Annotated in this window: 14 protein-coding genes; 5 read left to right on the top strand and 9 right to left on the bottom strand. The window is 67.5% G+C overall.

The window, feature by feature from the left end; translation table 11 throughout:
- Positions 1 to 38 precede the first annotated feature (38 nt).
- Together OIM94_RS10365 and pepN are read right to left on the bottom strand one after the other, a co-directional pair.
- On the bottom strand, positions 39 to 1,547 hold the full coding sequence (locus OIM94_RS10365) for an ABC1 kinase family protein (RefSeq protein WP_264606656.1): 1,509 nt from the start codon (positions 1,545 to 1,547) through the stop codon (positions 39 to 41).
- Complete coding sequence (gene pepN, locus OIM94_RS10360; protein WP_264606655.1) at positions 1,547 to 4,135, bottom strand: aminopeptidase N; 2,589 nt, start codon at positions 4,133 to 4,135, stop codon at positions 1,547 to 1,549. The genes OIM94_RS10365 and pepN overlap by 1 nt, the downstream gene beginning before the upstream one ends.
- Before the next feature lie 194 nt (positions 4,136 to 4,329).
- Here pepN and OIM94_RS10355 point away from each other — a divergent pair, with 194 nt between their 5' ends.
- The 3 genes from OIM94_RS10355 to OIM94_RS10345 are packed head-to-tail and all read left to right on the top strand — an operon-like array spanning position 4,330 to position 8,455.
- On the top strand, positions 4,330 to 5,982 hold the full coding sequence (locus OIM94_RS10355; protein ID WP_264606654.1) for a M28 family metallopeptidase: 1,653 nt from the start codon (positions 4,330 to 4,332) through the stop codon (positions 5,980 to 5,982).
- A gap of 26 nt (positions 5,983 to 6,008) precedes the next feature.
- Positions 6,009 to 7,631: a M20/M25/M40 family metallo-hydrolase gene (locus OIM94_RS10350; RefSeq protein WP_264606653.1), complete on the top strand. Its 1,623-nt coding sequence runs from the start codon at positions 6,009 to 6,011 to the stop codon at positions 7,629 to 7,631.
- On the top strand, positions 7,628 to 8,455 hold the full coding sequence (locus tag OIM94_RS10345) for an NAD(P)-dependent oxidoreductase (protein ID WP_264606652.1): 828 nt from the start codon (positions 7,628 to 7,630) through the stop codon (positions 8,453 to 8,455). The genes OIM94_RS10350 and OIM94_RS10345 overlap by 4 nt, the downstream gene beginning before the upstream one ends.
- Here the strand turns inward: OIM94_RS10345 and OIM94_RS10340 are convergent.
- The 5 genes from OIM94_RS10340 to OIM94_RS10320 all read right to left on the bottom strand — a co-directional run bounded on the left by OIM94_RS10340 (position 8,365) and on the right by OIM94_RS10320 (position 13,194).
- A complete protein-coding gene (locus OIM94_RS10340) occupies positions 8,365 to 9,282 on the bottom strand; it encodes a DMT family transporter (RefSeq protein WP_264606651.1) in 918 nt (305 codons plus the stop codon). The genes OIM94_RS10345 and OIM94_RS10340 overlap by 91 nt on opposite strands.
- A complete protein-coding gene (locus OIM94_RS10335) occupies positions 9,279 to 10,280 on the bottom strand; it encodes a threonine aldolase family protein (RefSeq protein ID WP_264606650.1) in 1,002 nt (333 codons plus the stop codon). The genes OIM94_RS10340 and OIM94_RS10335 overlap by 4 nt, the downstream gene beginning before the upstream one ends.
- 43 nt (positions 10,281 to 10,323) lie before the next feature.
- Entirely contained in the window at positions 10,324 to 11,301 is a 978-nt protein-coding gene (gene egtD, locus OIM94_RS10330; protein ID WP_264606649.1) for an L-histidine N(alpha)-methyltransferase, read from the bottom strand.
- Positions 11,301 to 12,539 (bottom strand): ergothioneine biosynthesis protein EgtB, encoded by a 1,239-nt coding sequence (egtB, locus tag OIM94_RS10325; RefSeq protein ID WP_264609881.1) that lies wholly within the window; start codon positions 12,537 to 12,539, stop codon positions 11,301 to 11,303. The genes egtD and egtB overlap by 1 nt, the downstream gene beginning before the upstream one ends.
- An 88-nt stretch (positions 12,540 to 12,627) precedes the next feature.
- Positions 12,628 to 13,194 carry a cob(I)yrinic acid a,c-diamide adenosyltransferase gene (locus OIM94_RS10320; protein WP_264606648.1) on the bottom strand — a complete coding sequence of 189 codons (567 nt, stop codon included), beginning with the start codon at positions 13,192 to 13,194 and terminating at the stop codon, positions 12,628 to 12,630.
- A 114-nt stretch (positions 13,195 to 13,308) separates the two neighbouring features.
- Here OIM94_RS10320 and OIM94_RS10315 point away from each other — a divergent pair, with 114 nt between their 5' ends.
- Together OIM94_RS10315 and OIM94_RS10310 are read left to right on the top strand one after the other, a co-directional pair.
- Positions 13,309 to 13,749 (top strand): DUF2231 domain-containing protein, encoded by a 441-nt coding sequence (locus tag OIM94_RS10315; RefSeq protein WP_264606647.1) that lies wholly within the window; start codon positions 13,309 to 13,311, stop codon positions 13,747 to 13,749.
- Entirely contained in the window at positions 13,749 to 15,041 is a 1,293-nt protein-coding gene (locus OIM94_RS10310) for a PQQ-dependent sugar dehydrogenase (RefSeq protein ID WP_264606646.1), read from the top strand. Before OIM94_RS10315 ends, OIM94_RS10310 begins: the two co-directional genes overlap by 1 nt.
- 80 nt (positions 15,042 to 15,121) lie before the next feature.
- On the opposite strand, the gene OIM94_RS10305 is transcribed toward OIM94_RS10310, so the two are convergent.
- Positions 15,122 to 15,349 carry an HIG1 domain-containing protein gene (locus OIM94_RS10305; protein WP_264606645.1) on the bottom strand — a complete coding sequence of 76 codons (228 nt, stop codon included), beginning with the start codon at positions 15,347 to 15,349 and terminating at the stop codon, positions 15,122 to 15,124.
- Between the two features lie 9 nt (positions 15,350 to 15,358).
- Complete coding sequence (gluQRS, locus tag OIM94_RS10300; protein ID WP_264606644.1) at positions 15,359 to 16,201, bottom strand: tRNA glutamyl-Q(34) synthetase GluQRS; 843 nt, start codon at positions 16,199 to 16,201, stop codon at positions 15,359 to 15,361.
- Positions 16,202 to 16,260: the final 59 nt, after the last annotated feature.

The following is a 16,260-nucleotide window of genomic DNA, read 5'->3' as shown; positions in this document are numbered from 1 at the left end:
AAGCCTATCCTCCCCCGCCAAGGGGAGGATAGGCTAACCTAGCCCAACCAACGTGCGATGGCGATCAGCGCCGCGCCGCCCACCAAGGCGCCCGCGATCCATCCACCTGCCTTGGTGATCGCGGCCGCCACGCCGGTATCCACGGCAGGCGCCTCCAGCCGCGCCGCCGCCGCGCGCAGCAGCCGGGGGGCATCCTCCCCTAGTTCCACCAGCGCCAGCGCCAAGGCCGCCGAACTCGCCGCCATGCGCGCCGGGCCGAAGCGGTTCGCCAGCAGCGCGACCTGCGCCCGCCCGATCGCACCCGACAGGTCGAAGCCCGGTGCGATGCGATCCAGCACGCCGTCCATCGTCACCATCGCCTTGAACACCAGAAGGAGGTCGGGCGGCAGCACCAGACCTTGCTCGCGGAGCAGGCGGAGGAAATCTGGCATCATCGCCGACAGGACGAGCGTGCCGCCACCATGCCGCTGGACGATCGCCTCGGCCGCCCGGTCGATCGTGCGGCGGGGCACCTCGTGCCCCTCGCTCCACAGCGCCAGGGTGTCGGCGAGCGATCGCGCATTGCCGCCGGTCAGCGCCAGCACGAAGGCGATGAACTCGTCGCGGCGCTTCGGGCCGACATGCCCGATCGAGCCAAGGTCGAGCAGCGCCAGCCTGTCGCCCGGCAGGCAGAGCAGATTGCCTGGGTGCGGGTCGGCATGGAAGCGGCCGTTCACCAGCACCATCGCGATCACCGTGTCGGCACCCAGTTCGGCGATGGCCTCCGGGTCGATACCGGCGGCGCGCAAGGCCTCGCCCGAGACCGGCTTCACGCCGGCGATGAAATCCATCACCAGCAGCGTCTCGGAAGTCCATTGCCAGTGGATCTCGGGCACCACGACGCGCGGGGTGTTCGCCATGTCGGCGCGCAGCAGATCGGCGTTGCGGCCTTCGTTGGTGAAGTCGAGTTCCTCGAGCAGCGCCTGGCGCAGCTGTCGGGCGAGCGCCACCGGCTCGAAGCGGCGCGCTTCGGCGCTGCTCCTCGCGACCAGCGCGGCAAGCTCGCCGATCAGCCGCAGGTCCGCTTCCATCGCCGCGCGGATGCCGGGGCGGCGCACCTTCAGCACCACCTCGCGGCCATCCTCCAGTCGCGCGCGATGGACCTGCGCCATCGAGGCCGCCGCCAGCGGCATCGGGTCGAACCAGGCGAACGCCTCTTCCGGCGACATGCCGAGCGCCGCTTCCACCTCGCCGCGGATTTCCTCGAAGGGCAGCGTCGGCGCAGCGCTCTGGAGCAGCTCCAGCTCGGCGATCCACTCCGGCGGCAGCAGATCGCCCCGCGTGGCCAGGATTTGCCCGATCTTCACATAGGTGGGGCCCAGCGCCTCCAGCGCCAGCCGGGTACGGCGGGGCAGGGGCAGCGCGCCGGTCTCGGGATCTGCTGCATCCGCCTCGCCGGTGAAGCCGAGCGTCTCCAGCAGCACGCCCAGCCCGAAGCGCGCCGCCACGGCCGCGACGGTCCGCACGCGAGCGGAGTCGCGCACCGTGGCGGTGAGCAGCCGAAGCATCAGTCGAGCGACTTGGTCGCTTGCTCGAACATGTCCTTGCTGAGGCCTGGGCTGGCGACGATCCGCTCCAGCTCGCCACGCATCAGTGCGGCGCGCGTCGCATCAAAGCGCTTCCAGCGGCCGAGCGGCGGGACGAGCTTGGCGGCGGTCTGCGGGTTGAGCTTGTCGAGCGCGATCAGCTGGTCGGCGACGAAGCGATAGCCGCGGCCCGAAGGGTCGTGGAACGCGCGCTGGTTGATGCTAAATGCGCCGACCAGCGCCCGCGCCCGGTTGGGGTTGGCGAGGGTGAAGTCGGGATGCCGGGCCAGCTTCTCGACGGCCGCCAGCGCATCGTCGCGCGAGGAGAGCGCCTGGGTCTGGAACCACTTGTCCAGCACCAGCGCGTTGCCGGCATAGCGCCGATAAAAGGCCTCGAGCGCCTTTTCGCGATAGGACGAGGTGCCGTTGACCAGGGTGGCGAGGCCGCCCTGGCGATCGGTCATATTGTCGGCCGCGTCGAACTGCGCATAGGCCAGCGCCGCCGCATCGGTCGCGCCGCTTGCCGCGATATAGCCCAGCGCCACGTTCTTCAGGCGACGCGCACCCTTGGCAGCTGGCGAGTATTCGAAGCGGTTGGCCCGCGCGCCTTCATAGGCGGCGCGCCATTCCGTCTCCAGCGCCTTGCCGAGATCGGCGCGCAGCGCTTCGCGCGCGTGGAAGATCGCCTCGGGATCGACCACCGCCATCTGGTCGCCGATGAAGCTGTCCGAGGGGAGCAGCACCGCCTCGGCAATGAAGGCGCGGTCGAGCGTGGGATCGGTCAGCGTGTTGCGAACGGCGTCGACCAGCGCGGCGTGATCCCCCTTGCCGGTGGTCACCGCTGCGACCAGCGTGTCGAGCATCAGCTGCTGCATCGCTTCGTAGCGGGCGAACGGATCGTCGTCATGCGCCGAGAGGAAAGCGAGGTCGGCCGCGCTGCGATTGGCGTCGACGATCACCGGCGCGGAGAAGCCGCGATTGATCGACAGCACCGCGCGCTCGGGCAGGTCGTCGAAGCGCAGTTCCTGCGCGGGCTTGTCGAGCAGCACAAGCTGTTCGTCGATGAGCGGGGTGCCGCTCTTCTCGCCGAACAGGCGGATCTTGAGCGGCAGCACCATCGGCTCCTTGACCGGCTGGCCCGGCGTCGGCGGCACGGTCTGGGCAAGCGCGAGGCGGGTGGTGGCGCCGTCCTGCACGAGGTTCGCGGAGACCCGCGGCGTGCCCGCCTGGCTGTACCAGCGGCGGAACTGGCCGAGATCGACGCCGCCGGCCTCCTCCATGCTCGCGACGAAATCCTCGCAGGTCGCCGCCGTGCCGTCGAAGCGATCGAAATAAAGGTCGGTCGCGGCGCGGAACTTGCTCGGGCCGAGGATGGTCGCCATCATCCGGATCAGCTCGGCGCCCTTGTTGTAGATGGTCGCCGTGTAGAAGTTCGAGATCTCGATATACTCGTCCGGACGCACGGGGTGCGCCAGCGGGCCGGCATCCTCGGGAAACTGGCTCGCGCGCAGCGAGCGCACGTCCTCGATGCGCTTGACCGCGGCCGAGCCCTGATCGGCCGAGAAGCTCTGGTCGCGGAAGACGGTGAAGCCTTCCTTGAGGCTCAGCTGGAACCAGTCGCGGCAGGTGACGCGGTTGCCCGACCAGTTGTGGAAATATTCATGCGCGACCACGGCGGCGATCGCGTCATAGTCCCAGTCGGTGGCGGTATCGGGATCGGCGAGGATGTAGCGGCTGTTGAAGACGTTCAGCCCCTTGTTCTCCATCGCGCCGAAGTTGAAGTCGTCCACCGCGACGATGTTGAACACATCGAGGTCGTACTCGCGGCCATAGACGTCCTCGTCCCACTTCATGCTGAGCTTCAGCGCGTGCAGGGCATGGTCGGTCTTGGGGAGGTCGGGCGCGCGAACATAGATGCCCAGCTGCACCTCGCGGCCGGACATGGTCGTGAAGCTGCCGGTGTTGGCGACGAGATCGCCCGCCACCAGCGCGAAGAGATAGCTCGGCTTGGGGAACGGATCGTGCCATTCGGCCCAGTGCCGTCCGCCCTCGATGTCCCCCTGCGCGATCGGATCGCCATTGGCGAGCAGCACCGGGAAGCGTGCCTTGTCCGCAACCAGGCGTACCTTGTACTTGGAAAGCACATCCGGGCGATCCGGGAAGAAGGTGATGCGGCGGAAGCCTTCCGCCTCGCACTGGGTGCACAGCATGCCCGACGAGGCATAGAGCCCCTGAAGCTGGGTGTTGCGCTCCGGCGCGATCACCACGTCGGTCTCGATGGTGTGGGCGTCGCCGGTCAGCGGGATCACCAGATCCTGCCCGTCCATGTGCCAGCCCTGCGCATCCGCGCCGTCGACCTTGACGGAAACCGCCTCGAGCCCGTCGCCGTTCAGCACCAGCGGGCGGTCGTGCGCGCCGTTGCGGGTGACGTGGAGCGCGGCCTTCACCCGCGTCGTCATGGGATCCAGATCGAAGTCCAGCGCGATGTCCGGCACCAGCCAGTCGGGTTGACGATAGTCCTCGCGGCGGATGGCCTGGGGAGCTGCGGCGGCGATGCGGGCGTCACTCATATAGGGTTCGATATAGGACAAGCGGCTGCGCCTGCTACTGCTATTCTTTCGATTTCCCCGTTCGAACCAAGCGATAGCTGCCGCCTTGCGAGATCGTGGCCGACAGGAAATGTTGCGACGAACGGTTGGGCCGATTGACGAGCCTCGAAGCGCTGCTAGGCTTGAAATATTGTTGCGACCAACAGGGAATTCCGATGCTTCGTTCGACTGCGCCGCTTGCCCTCCTCCTGTTTGCGGCGTCGCCCGCCATCGCCCAGACCGCTGCCGAGCGGAACGCCATCATCACCGCGCCGCTGCCCGCCGATCAGGCGGCGCTCAAGGCGCATGTGATGTTCCTCGCCTCGGACGCGTTGAAGGGCCGCGATGCGGGCTCGCCGGAATTCGAGATCGCGGCCAATTACGTCGCGTCGCAATTCTACGCCGCCGGGCTGAAGCCCGCCGGCGATGACGGAGGCTATCTCCAGAAGGTGCCGCTGATCAGCTACAAACTGGACGGCACCGGGGCGATGTCGATCGGCAAGGGCAAGGCGGCCCCGGTCGCGCTTGAGGCGGGCAAGGACTTCGTCGTCGGCGCGAACCCGGAAAAGCCGGAATACAGCGTCACCGCGCCGGTGGTGTTCGTCGGCTACGGCATCGTCGGGCTGGGCAGGGACGACTACAAGGGCGTCGACGTGAAGGGCAAGATCGTCGCCTTCTTCGGTGGCGCGCCGAAGAGCTTCCCGGGCGAGGAAGGCGCGCACTTCCAGAACCCGGCGGCTAAGGCGGAGATCGCCAAGAAGCACGGCGCGATCGGCTATATCACGCTGGAATCGCCGATCACCGCCAAGAGCCGGCCGTTCGCGATGTACGCCGCCTATGGCAACCGCCCGCGCGTCACCTGGGGGAATGCCGACGGCACCGGGCATATCGCTGCCCCCGGCACGCCGGGCCTGGGCATGCTGAGCATGGCAGGCGCCGAGAAGCTGTTCGCCGGGGCCAAGACCCCCTGGGCGGCGATCGCCAAGGCCGCCGAAGTCGACGGTGCGGTCTTCAAGGCGATGCAGCTGCCGGGCACGATCACCGTTGCCGCCAAGACCGTGCTGACCCCGATGCCGAGCTTCAACGTCGCCGGTATGATCGAGGGCAGCGATCCCAAGCTGGCGAGCGAAGTGGTCGTCCTTTCCGCGCATCTCGATCATATCGGCGTCGGCCGTCCGGACGCGAAGGGCGACACGATCAACAACGGCGCGCTGGACGATGCGATCGGCACCGCCTCGCTGATCGAGGAGGCCAAGCGCTTCAAGGCGGCGGGGACCAAACCGCGGCGCTCGATCCTGTTCCTGGCGGTCACCGCGGAAGAGAAGGGGCTGGTCGGCTCCGACTATTTCTCGAACAACCCGACGGTGAAGGGCACGATCGTAGCGGACGTGAACCTCGACATGCCGATCATCACCTATCCGTTCGAGGATATCGTGGTCTACGGCGCCAACCACTCGACGCTGGGGCCGATCGTCGCCAAGGCGGCGGCAGAGATCGGCGTAAAGATGTCGGACGATCCGCTGCCGGGCGAGAATATCTTCGTGCGTTCGGACCATTACAATTTCGTGCGCAAGGGCGTGCCCTCGGTATTCCTGTGGCCGGGTGCGGGTGGCCCGGGCCGCGCCGCGATCGATCACTTCATGAAGAACCATTATCATCAGCCGTCCGACCAGATCGACCAGCAGCCGGCGCTCAACTGGCAGTCGGGCGTGCGCTTCGTCGATGTGAACTTCCGGATCGCCAATGCGATCGCGAACGGGGACGAGCGCCCGATGTGGAACAAGGGCGACTTCTTCGGCACGACCTATGATGGGGTCGGCGCGCGCTGATCGGCAGGGTAATCGGGGGAATGGACATGCGTTTTGCAGGACTGCTTGCTTTATCCTTGGCGATCGCGGCGCCGGTCGCCGCGCAGCAGGCGCTGCCGCCACCACCGCTGACCGCGGAGCAGGCGGCACTGAAGGCGCACGTCCAGTTCCTCGCCTCCGACGCCCTGCGCGGGCGCGAGGTCGGCACCCGCGATTATGAGGTGGCGTCGGAATATGTCGCCGCGCAGATGCTGGCGATCGGGCTGAAGCCGGGCGGGGCGGGCGGCTGGTTCCAGCCTTTCCGCCTGGGCACCTTCCGCGCGACCGACAAGCCTAGCTGGACGCTGCGCCGCGACGGCAAGGACCTGCCGCTTGCCTTCGGCAGCGATTTCGTGAGCGCGCCGACCCACCTGCCCGATTTCACCGCGCAAGGCAGCATGGTCTTCGCGGGCTATGGCATCGTCGATCCGCAGCACGGGCGGGACGACTATCGCGGGCTGGATCCCCGCGGGAAGATCGTGGTGCTGGTGACCAGCACGCCCAAGGGGCTGCCGACCGAAGTGCAGGCCTATGTCGGCGACATTCGGGAGCGCGCTCGGCTCGCAGCGGCGCGTGGCGCGGCGGCCGTGCTCTTCCTCGAGACGCCGGCGCTCACCGCGCAGCTTCCGAAAGGGATGAAGCTGGAGGCGGCACATGACTTTCCTAGCATGCGCTGGCTGGGCCCCGCCGGCACGGATATCCGCCAGGCGCCGACGATGAGCATCGGTCTTATCACGGCGGCGGGTGCGCCCAAGCTGTTCGCGGGTTCGCGGATTCGGCTGGCCGACATCGCCGCTGCGGAACAGCGCGGCGGTGCGATGCCGACCGGTGCGCTGACCGGCACGCTGAGCGTGAGCGGCAAGACCAGCTTCACCACCAAGGAGACGCGCAACGTCCTTGGCATGATCGAGGGCAGCGATCCCGCGCTGAAGGACCAGGTGATCGTCCTTTCCGCGCATCTTGATCATGTCGGCGTCGGCACGGCGGTGAAGGGCGACGCGATCTACAACGGCGCGATGGACAATGCAGTCGGCGTGTCGATGCTGCTGGAGATCGCCAAGTCGATCCAGGAAAGCGGCAAACGGCCGCGCCGTACCCTGGTGTTCGTGGCGCTTGCGGCAGAGGAGGAGGGCCTGTTCGGGTCCGCCTATTTCGCGCACAACCCCACGGTCCCCAAGGGATCGATCGTCGCCGACGTGAACTTCGACATGCCGATCCTCACCTATCCGCTGGTCGACCTGGTGGTGCTGGGCGGCGAGCGTTCGAGCATCGGCCAGGCGGTCGCGGCGGCCGCCAAGGCCGAGGGGCTGGGCGTGGTACCCGATCCCGAGCCGCAGGAGAATTTCTTCGTCCGTTCGGACCATTACAGCTTCGTGCAGGCCGGCATCCCGGCGGTGTCGATCGATACCGGCCCTGGTGGCACCGGTGCCGTCGCGGCGCGGAAATTCCTCGACGAGAATTATCACAAGCCCTCCGACCAGATCGATTTGCCGTTCAACTGGGACTCGGCGGTGAAGTACAAGCATGTCGGCCTTTCGACCGTGCAGGCGCTGGCGAATGGCGATGCGCGGCCGAGCTGGAACAAGGGCGACTTCTTCGGCACGCTGTTCGGAGGCGCGGGCGCGCAGTGAACGGGGTGCGCCTGCTGGTCTTCGGCCCCGGCTATACTGCCTCGCGGCTGCTGTCGGCGGTGGAGGCCGGGGGCGGCAGGGTGGAGACGGTTACCCGCACGACGTTCGGCGATGGCGACCGCATCCGCGCGGCGATCGCGGCGGCGACGCATATCCTCTCCAGCATCCCGCCGGGCGAGGCGGATCCGGTGCTGGCGGTCTATGGTGCCGATCTCGCGGGGAGCGGCAAGTGGCTCGGCTATCTCTCCTCCACCGGCGTCTATGGCGATACCGGCGGCGGCTGGGTGGACGAAAGCGCTCCGTTACGGGGCCGCCGGGGTGGTCGGCTGGACGCGGATCGCGGCTGGCTGGGTCTGCCCAGGGCCCATGTATTCCGCTTGCCGGGCATCTACGGTCCGGAGCGCTCCGCGCTGGAACGGATGGCGGCGGGAGCGGTTCGGGTGTTCTTCCCCGGCCAGGTGTTCAGCCGGGTGCATGTCGACGATCTGGTGGCGGGGGTGATCGCGGCCTTCGACGCGCCGGCAGGAGCCTATAATCTCGCCGACGACCTGCCGGCGCCACAGGCCGAGGTGCTTGCCTATGCCGCCGAATTGCTCGGCATCGATCCCGGACCGGCCGTGACGCCCGACGAGGTGGACCTCAGCCCCGCCTCGCGCGCCTTTTATGCCGAGAACCGGCGCGTCGCAAACGGCAAGGCGAAGCGGGTGCTCGGCTGGCGGCCGCGCTATGGTGATTACCGGTTGGGCCTGCGCGCCCTCAAGGCCAGCACGAGCCCGACCAGCACCAGCGTCCCGCCACCTACCGCCAGCAGTGACCAGCGATAACCCTCGAACAGCGTCGACAGCAGCATCGCGATCACCGGGATCAGCACGCTGGTATAGGCCGCCTTCGCCGGGCCGATGGTGCGGATGAGCTGGAAATAGAGGGTGAAGGTGATCGAGGAGCCAATCACGCCCAGATAGAGGATACCGAGCAGATAGGCGGGCCGTGTCTCGATCACGGGTGGGCCCACCGTGGCGAGCGCGAAGCTTGCATCGAGCGCCGAGCCGATCAGCATCGCCCAGCCGAGCGTGCTTGCCATCGGATAGGCCTTGGCCGTGCCGGTGGCCTGCATCACGTTCGCTACCGAGGCCGAGAGCACACCCGCCAGCGCGATACCGATGCCGATCAGCGCCGCGTGCGGACCCACCGGATTGAGCCGCGCCTCGTGGAGGAACAGCAGCGCAACGCCCGCCATCGCCACGACCGAGCCGATCAGCAGCTGCCGGCCCATCCGCTGGCCCAGGAAGATGCGCGCCAGGATCGCATTGGGCACCAGCAGCAAGGCATAGACCACCGCGACCACGCCCGAGGTGACATGCGCCTCGGCCCGGTAGACGAAGTTGAAGTTGAGCACGAACTGGGCGAGGCCCAGCGCGCCGGCAAAGGCGAACCCGCGCGCATCGAGCCAAAGCCGGTCGCGGCGCGAGGCTGCCCAGACGAGCGTCGTCACGCCCGCCACGAGGAAGCGGTAGCTGACCGACCAGCTGGGCGGCACCACCGCCAGCTGGTCCTTGATGACGAGCCAGGTCGATCCCCAGATCAGCGTGACCAGAAGGAACGGGATCAGCACCGTGAGACGGGTGGAGCGGGGCGGTTGCGCGCCGATCACAGCGCGGCAATCGCCTCGGCCAGGGGGCGGATCGCGGCTTCTGCCTGGTCCCAGCTGGTCACCAGCCGCACCTCGCCTTCGGCCCAGTCGTAAAAGTCGAAGCCCAGTGCCCGCAGGCGCGCGGCTTCCTCGGGGCTGGCCCTGAGGAACACCTCATTGGCCTGAACCGGATGGACCAGCCGGTCGCCCGCCGCCTCGGCCAGCAACCGCGCACCGGCATTGGCGGCGCGGGCATTAATGCGCCAGACGTCGTTCTCGAGCATCGCCAGCAACTGCGCGGCGAGATAGCGGCCTTTGGAGAAGAGCAGCCCGGCGCGCTTGCGACGGTAGAGCGTCACGTCCGCGAGCTCGGGGCGGAAGAAGACCAGCGCCTCGGCGCTCATGCCCCCGTTCTTGACGAAGCCGAAGCTGAGCGCGTCGACACCCGCGCGCCAGGTGACGTCGCCCGGATGGCAGCCGAGGTGGGCGACGGCATTGGCGAAGCGTGCACCGTCCATGTGCAGGCCGAGCTTGCGGGCCTTCGCCAGCGCGCCGATCGCCGCGACCTCGTCCGGCGTATAGACAAGACCATATTCGGTGGCGTTGGTGATCGAGATTGCGTGCGGCTGCACCTGATGCACGTCGTTGCGGATCGGGTCGATCACCGCGTGGATCGCCTCGGGCGTCAGCTTGGCGCCGGGGCCGGTCGCGGTCAGCAGCTTCGCGCCGTGCGTATAGAATTCGGGGGCGCCGCCCTCGTCGCAGTTGATATGCGCATCGCGGTGGCAGACGATGCCGCCATGCGGCGCGCACAGCGCGGTGAGCGCCAGGCAATTGGCTGCGGTGCCGGTGGGCACCCACAAGGCGCGCACCTGGGTTTCGAACAGGTCGGAAAAGGCGCTGTCGAGCCGTTTCGACCAGGCATCGCCGTCATAGGCGGTATCCAGCGTGTTGGCGTCGACCAGCGCCTGAAGCACGGGCGGGCAGACGGCGGCGGCATTGTCCGAAAAGAAGCGCATGGCCAGACCCTTGCGGCCTGGCACACGCCCGGTCAACGGTCTCCTACGGCGCCCGGCGCAGCGGCTGGGCTTCGCAGAGGATCAGCGCGAACCAGTCCTTCTCGTCGGTCCATTGCTCGATCGGCGTCCAGCCGCCCGAGCGAAGCAGCTGGCGCGCGCCGTTGGGACCGTATTTGTGGCTGTTCTCGGTGTGGATCGTCTCGCCTGCGGCCATCGCGAAGGGGCGACCGTCGACCGTGAAGTCCACGTCGCGCTGCGCCTCCAGATGCATCTCGATCCGCGCAAAATCGGCATTCCAGATCGCGCGGTGGCGAAAGGCGTCGACCGGGATCGTGCCGTCCAGCTCGCGGTTGATCCGCTCGAGCAGGTTGAGGTTGAACGCCGCCGTGACGCCGGCTGCATCGTCATAGGCGGGAACGAGGATATCGGGCGACTTTACCCGGTCCATGCCGATCAGCAGCCGCGCGCCTTCGCCCAGCCATTCGCGCATAGCGCGCAGCAGGTCGACTGCGTGCCAGGCGTTCATGTTGCCAATGGTCGAACCGGGGAAGAACCCGAGCTTCGGCATCTTCGCGACCTGTTCGGGCAGCGGCACCGGACGAAGGAAATCCGCCTCGACCGGATAGACCGGCAGGCCCGGAAAGGCCTGGGAGAGTTGGGCGGCGGAATGCCGCAGAAACTCGCCCGAGATATCGATCGGCACATAGGCGGCGGGCTCGATCGCGCGGAGCAGCCGCGGCGTCTTTACCGACGAACCCGAGCCAAATTCCACCACTGCGGCATTAGGCGCGGCGAGATCGCCGAGATCACCCGCTATCGATTCCAGCAGCGCGGTTTCGGTGCGGGTCGGGTAATATTCGGGGAGCTCGGTGATTTCCTCGAACAGCTCCGAGCCGCGGCGATCGTAGAACCAGCGGGCGGGGATCGCGCGCGGGCTGGCGGCAAGGCCGGTCAGTACATCGGCGCGGAAATGGGGGTCGGCAAGGCTGGCCTGGCCGTCTTCGAGTTCCTGCTTGAGCATCAGAGGTCCTTCGCCAGACGCACGCCGGTGAACTGCCAGCGTTGATGGGGATAAAAGAAGTTGCGGTAGCTGGCGCGGGCATGACCGCGCGGGGTGGCGCAGCTGCCGCCGCGCAGCACGAACTGCCCGCTCATGAACTTGCCGTTATATTCGCCGACGGCGCCTTCCGCCGCGTGGAATCCGGGATAGGGCCGATAGGCGCTGCCCGTCCATTCCCACACATCGCCGAACCAGGCAGGCCCGCCGGGGGACGGGCGCGGCTCCACCGGCCCGGCGGCATCGAGCTGGTTGCCGCCCAGCGGATCCGCTTCGCATGCCGCCGCTTCCCATTCGAACTCGGTCGGCAGCCGCGCGCCGGCCCAGCTCGCATAGGCATCGGCCTCGAAGAAGCTGACATGCGTGACCGGCGCGGCGGGGTCGATCGGGCGGCGGCCGTCCAGGCCGAAGCGCGTCCAGACGCCGTCGATGTCCTGCCAATAGAGTGGCGCGGTTATGTCGTTGGCCTGTACCCAGGCCCAACCGTCCGACAGCCAGTGGCGCGCATCCGCATAGCCGCCATCGGCCACGAAGGCGGCCCATTCGCCGTTGGTGATGGTGCGATCTGCCAGCGCATGGGGGTGGAGCAGCGTACGATGCTGCGGGCCCTCGCAATCAAAGGCAAAGCCCGCCGCGCCGCCGTACCCCACCGAAACCTCCCCGGTGCGACCCTCGATCCAGCCGATCGGGCCCGGCATCGCGACCGGCACCTTGGCGGCACCGGGCCAGACGGCGGGTTCGAGCGGGTTGACCGAGAAATGGTGGAGAATGTCGGTCAGCAGCAGTTCCTGATGCTGCTGCTCGTGCTGGCAGCCCAACGCCACCAGGTTGAGCGCGGCTCCCGGCAGATCGGGCAGCACGGCAAGCAGCGCGGTATCGACCGCTGCGCGATATTCGTGGACCTCGTCCAGCGTGGGGCGCGAGAGCATGCCGCGGCGGGGGCGGGCGTGGCGCTGCCCCTCCGCCTCGTAATAGCTGTTGAACAGGAACGGCCAGCGATCGTCGAACAACCGATAGCCGGTGACATGGTCGCGAAGCACGAAGGTCTCGAAGAACCAGGTGGTGTGCGCGAGATGCCATTTCACCGGGGAGGCATCGTCCATCGACTGGAGCGTCGCATCCGCGTCGGACAATGTGGAAGCCAGCGCGGAGCTCAGGCTCCGCACGGCGAGGAACCGGCTGGCAAGGGCGTCAGGCGCCATGGCGGTGACCGGCTTCGTTCTCACAATGTTCTCCTACCGCGAGCCCGTCTCCGGGGCAACCCATACGGTGGGATGCGGGGGTCGAGAGCTATTGGTTGCGCGGCCCCCCAGGCACCCACAGAACGTCGTTGTCGCCGTTTTGGTTCAAGTGACGCGCCGCCACGAACAAAAAATCTGAAAGTCTATTGAGATAGACGAGTGCGTTGCTGCTCAGCGTGCCCTGATCATTGGCGGCCACCGCGGCGCGCTCGGCTCGGCGGGTAATCGCGCGCGCCAGATGCACGGCCGCAGCCGCCGGGCTGCCGCCGGGCAGCACGAAGCTGTTGAGCGGCGCCAGCGCGGCGTTGAGATCGTCAATCGCACTTTCCAGCCATTCGATCTGCTGCGGCGTGATCCGCAGCGCGCCTTCGCGGTCGCCCGGGGTGGCAAGATCGGCGCCGAGATCGAACAGGTCGTTCTGAATCCGGGCAAGCGTGGCATCGAGCGGATCGCCGGCTGCCAGCGTGGTGCGCGCAACGCCGATCGCGCTGTTCGCCTCGTCGACATCGCCGATCGCTTCCAACCGGGCGGAGGCCTTGGAGACGCGCGAGCCGTCGGCAAGGCCAGTGGTTCCGGCATCGCCGGTGCGGGTGTAGATCTTGTTCAGCTTGACCATGGTGCGATAGCCTAGGGCGAACCTCGCACCGCGGCTAGAGGCCTCAGGGGAAGCGACGGAACCCCTTGAAAGCGCGACCGTTCGAAGGGCCTGCCTCGTCTGGGGAGACGTCCCATGCTCGATCCCGTCCCGCTTCGTACCCGATCCTATGGCATGCCGCTGCACCCGATCGTGCTCGGTCTGCCTTTCCTCTGCTTCCTCGCCGCGATGGTGGCAGACATCGCCTATGTCCGCACCTACGACATCGCCTGGAAGAATTTCGCCGACTGGCTGCTCGCCGGGGGCATGGTGCTCGGAGCATTGGGCGCGATCGTCGGCATCGTCGATCTGCTGCGTCCCGCGGTGCGGGCCAACCGCCTGCTCCTGCCCTATGCGATTGCCTATGCCGTTGCCATGCTGCTGGCGCTGCTCAACAATTTCATCCATTCCCGCGACGCCTACGGGGCAATGCCGGCAGGTCTGATCCTGTCCGTGCTCACCGTTCTGGTTCTGACCGCCGGCTCGGCGCTCGGCGCGATCCTGCTGCGTCAAAGCCGTTTTGAAGGAGTACGCTGATGCGCGCGCTGTTTTTAGCCGCGAGCGCCACGCTCGCGCTCGCCGGGTGCGCCAGCAAGGGTGGCGATACCAGCCAGCAGATCGGTGCCGATCCGAAGTTGCCGGCGATCCAGCAATATCTCGTCCCGCCGATGCACGTGGTGCCGCCCAGCCCCTGGGGGAACGCGATGCCGAAGGTGCCGGCCGGTCTCAAGGTGCAGGCGTTCGCCACCGGGCTTGCCAAGCCGCGATCCGTCTACACCTTGCCCAACGGCGATGTGCTCGTCGTGGAAACCGACGGCCCGTCCGAACCGATTCATCGCCCGAAGGACGTGGTGATGAACCTGATCCAGGCGCACGCCCATGGCGGCGGCAAGGCGGGCATGGACATCCTGCTGCTACGCGACGCCGATGGCGACGGGGTGCCGGAACTAAAGACCAAGTTCATCACCGGGCTGAACTCGCCCTTTGGCGTGGCACTGGTGGGCGGCGATCTTTACGTCGCCAATACCGATGCGATCCTGCGCTTCCCCTATCAGACCGGCCAGACGCGCATCACCGCGCCCGGCACCCGGCTGCTGGACCTGCCCGGCGGACCGATCGACCATCACTGGACCAAAAGTCTCGTCGCGAGCCCTGACGGCAGCAAGCTCTATGTCGGCGTCGGGTCCAACAGCAACATCACCGAGAACGGCATGGATGCCGAGCGGGGCCGCGCAGCGATCTGGGAGGTCGATCGTGCCAGCGGCGCCTATCGGCTTTACGGCACCGGGCTGCGCAATCCGAACGGCCTGCAGTTCGAGCCGCTGACCAACACGCTGTGGACCGTCGTGAACGAGCGCGACGAGCTGGGGCCCGACCTCGTGCCGGACTATCTGACCTCGGTACGGGACGGCGGCTTTTATGGCTGGCCGTACAGCTATTGGGGCCAGAACGTCGATCCGCGGGTGAAGCCGCAGCGTCCCGACCTCGTCGCCAAGGCGATCAAGCCCGACTACAGCCTCAGCAGCCACGTGGCCCCCCTGGGATTGGTATTCTCCACCTCGGCCGCCGGGCTGCCCGCACAGTGGCGCTCCGGTGCGTTCATCGGCGAGCATGGCAGCTGGGATCGCGGCCATCTCAACGGTTACAAGGTGATCTACGTCCCGTTCTCGCAGGGACGGCCTGCCGGCAAGGCGGTGGACGTTGTCACCGGCTTCGTCGATGGCGAAAAGGCGCATGGGCGGCCGGTCGCGCTGGGGCTCGACAGGACCGGCGCCCTGCTGATCGCCGACGATCTCGGCAACACTGTGTGGCGGGTCAGCGCCCGATAGGGCGGCGTCCCGACACATTGCACCAGCCGCCATCCCGGCGAGGCCGGGATGGCGCGCGGGAGGAAACGACCGCGTTCGCCTCAGCTCTTGGCAGAGGCGATCAGCAGGATCAGGGCGGCGAGGCCGATCGCGACCGCCTGGAACAGGATGCGCTTCTGCATCAGCTTGTTCGATCGGATCGCACGCTCGCTTGGCCCATCCCCCTCCAGGTCCTGCGTGGTAGTGCCGGCCATGTTGACCAGCCCCTTGATCAGGAAGAACAGCGTCGTCAGGACCGCTGCAAGGAACAGGATCGCGAGGAATATCATCGTGCTGTTCTACGCCTCCACGGTGCCGAAGCCAATCGGTACTTCCCCTTTGCGCAGTTCGTCGGCGAGCGCACGACCGTCTTGCCCCGCCAGCCGCAGCGATTCGAGCGTCGGTGCGCCATGCCGCTTGGCGAGTCGGGTGCCGTCGGGCCCCGCGAGCAGGTCGTGGTGCAGATAGGCGGGCGTCGGCAGGTCGAGCAGTGCCTGGAGCAGCCGGTGGACATGGGTTGCGGTGAACAGGTCGCGCCCGCGCACGACATGGCTGATACCCTGCGCGGCATCGTCCACCGTTACTGCGAGATGGTAGCTGGCGGGGGCATCCTTGCGGGCGAGGATCACGTCGCCATGCGCCAGCGGATCGGCGATCACCGTACCGGCATGCGCGTCCTGCCAGACAAGGGGGCCCGCGCGCTCGGCGGCGCGCGCCATGTCCAGCCGCCAGCTATGTGGCCGGGCGAGATCGGGATCCCTTTGGTGGCGGCAGGTGCCGGGATACAGGGCGCCGTCCGGTCCGTGGGGCGCCGAGAGGCTGGCGGCGATATCGGCACGGGTGCAAAAGCACGGATAGAGCAGGCCCATCGCCCGTAATCGGTCGAGCGCGTCTTGGTACAAGGCGAGGCGCTGCGACTGGAAGGTAGGCGGTTCGTCCCATGTCAGCCCCAGCCAGTCGAGATCCGCGAATATCGCTGCCACATGTTCGGGACGCGAGCGCGTGCCGTCGATATCCTCGATGCGGAGGGTGAAATGACCGCCCTCTGCCCGGGCGGCGTCATGCGCGCGCAGGGCGGAATAGGCGTGGCCGAGATGAAGTCGGCCGGTGGGGCTGGGAGCAAATCGGGTGTGGATATCCATGAATCCGGCTCTTGACCGCGAGTCGCGGCATATGCTGTCATGTGGGCGTCACGCTTTTG

Origin of the sequence: Sphingomonas sp. R1 (assembly GCF_025960285.1) — a bacterium.
Taxonomy (GTDB): Bacteria; Pseudomonadota; Alphaproteobacteria; order Sphingomonadales; family Sphingomonadaceae; genus Sphingomonas.
Note: the sequence above shows the minus strand (reverse complement) of the source record. Positions and strands in the feature narration are given on the sequence as shown.

Coding starts and splice junctions, on each gene's coding strand:
- gluQRS (WP_264606644.1), bottom strand. CDS start 16,201: ATGGATATCCACACCCGATTTGCTCCCAGCCCCACCGGCCGACTTCAT.
- OIM94_RS10310 (WP_264606646.1), top strand. CDS start 13,749: ATGCGCGCGCTGTTTTTAGCCGCGAGCGCCACGCTCGCGCTCGCCGGG.
- OIM94_RS10335 (WP_264606650.1), bottom strand. CDS start 10,280: ATGCGCTTCTTTTCGGACAATGCCGCCGCCGTCTGCCCGCCCGTGCTT.
- OIM94_RS10355 (WP_264606654.1), top strand. CDS start 4,330: ATGCTTCGTTCGACTGCGCCGCTTGCCCTCCTCCTGTTTGCGGCGTCG.
- pepN (WP_264606655.1), bottom strand. CDS start 4,135: ATGAGTGACGCCCGCATCGCCGCCGCAGCTCCCCAGGCCATCCGCCGC.
- OIM94_RS10365 (WP_264606656.1), bottom strand. CDS start 1,547: ATGCTTCGGCTGCTCACCGCCACGGTGCGCGACTCCGCTCGCGTGCGG.
- egtD (WP_264606649.1), bottom strand. CDS start 11,301: ATGCTCAAGCAGGAACTCGAAGACGGCCAGGCCAGCCTTGCCGACCCC.
- OIM94_RS10320 (WP_264606648.1), bottom strand. CDS start 13,194: ATGGTCAAGCTGAACAAGATCTACACCCGCACCGGCGATGCCGGAACC.
- OIM94_RS10315 (WP_264606647.1), top strand. CDS start 13,309: ATGCTCGATCCCGTCCCGCTTCGTACCCGATCCTATGGCATGCCGCTG.
- OIM94_RS10305 (WP_264606645.1), bottom strand. CDS start 15,349: ATGATATTCCTCGCGATCCTGTTCCTTGCAGCGGTCCTGACGACGCTG.
- OIM94_RS10350 (WP_264606653.1), top strand. CDS start 6,009: ATGCGTTTTGCAGGACTGCTTGCTTTATCCTTGGCGATCGCGGCGCCG.
- egtB (WP_264609881.1), bottom strand. CDS start 12,539: ATGGCGCCTGACGCCCTTGCCAGCCGGTTCCTCGCCGTGCGGAGCCTG.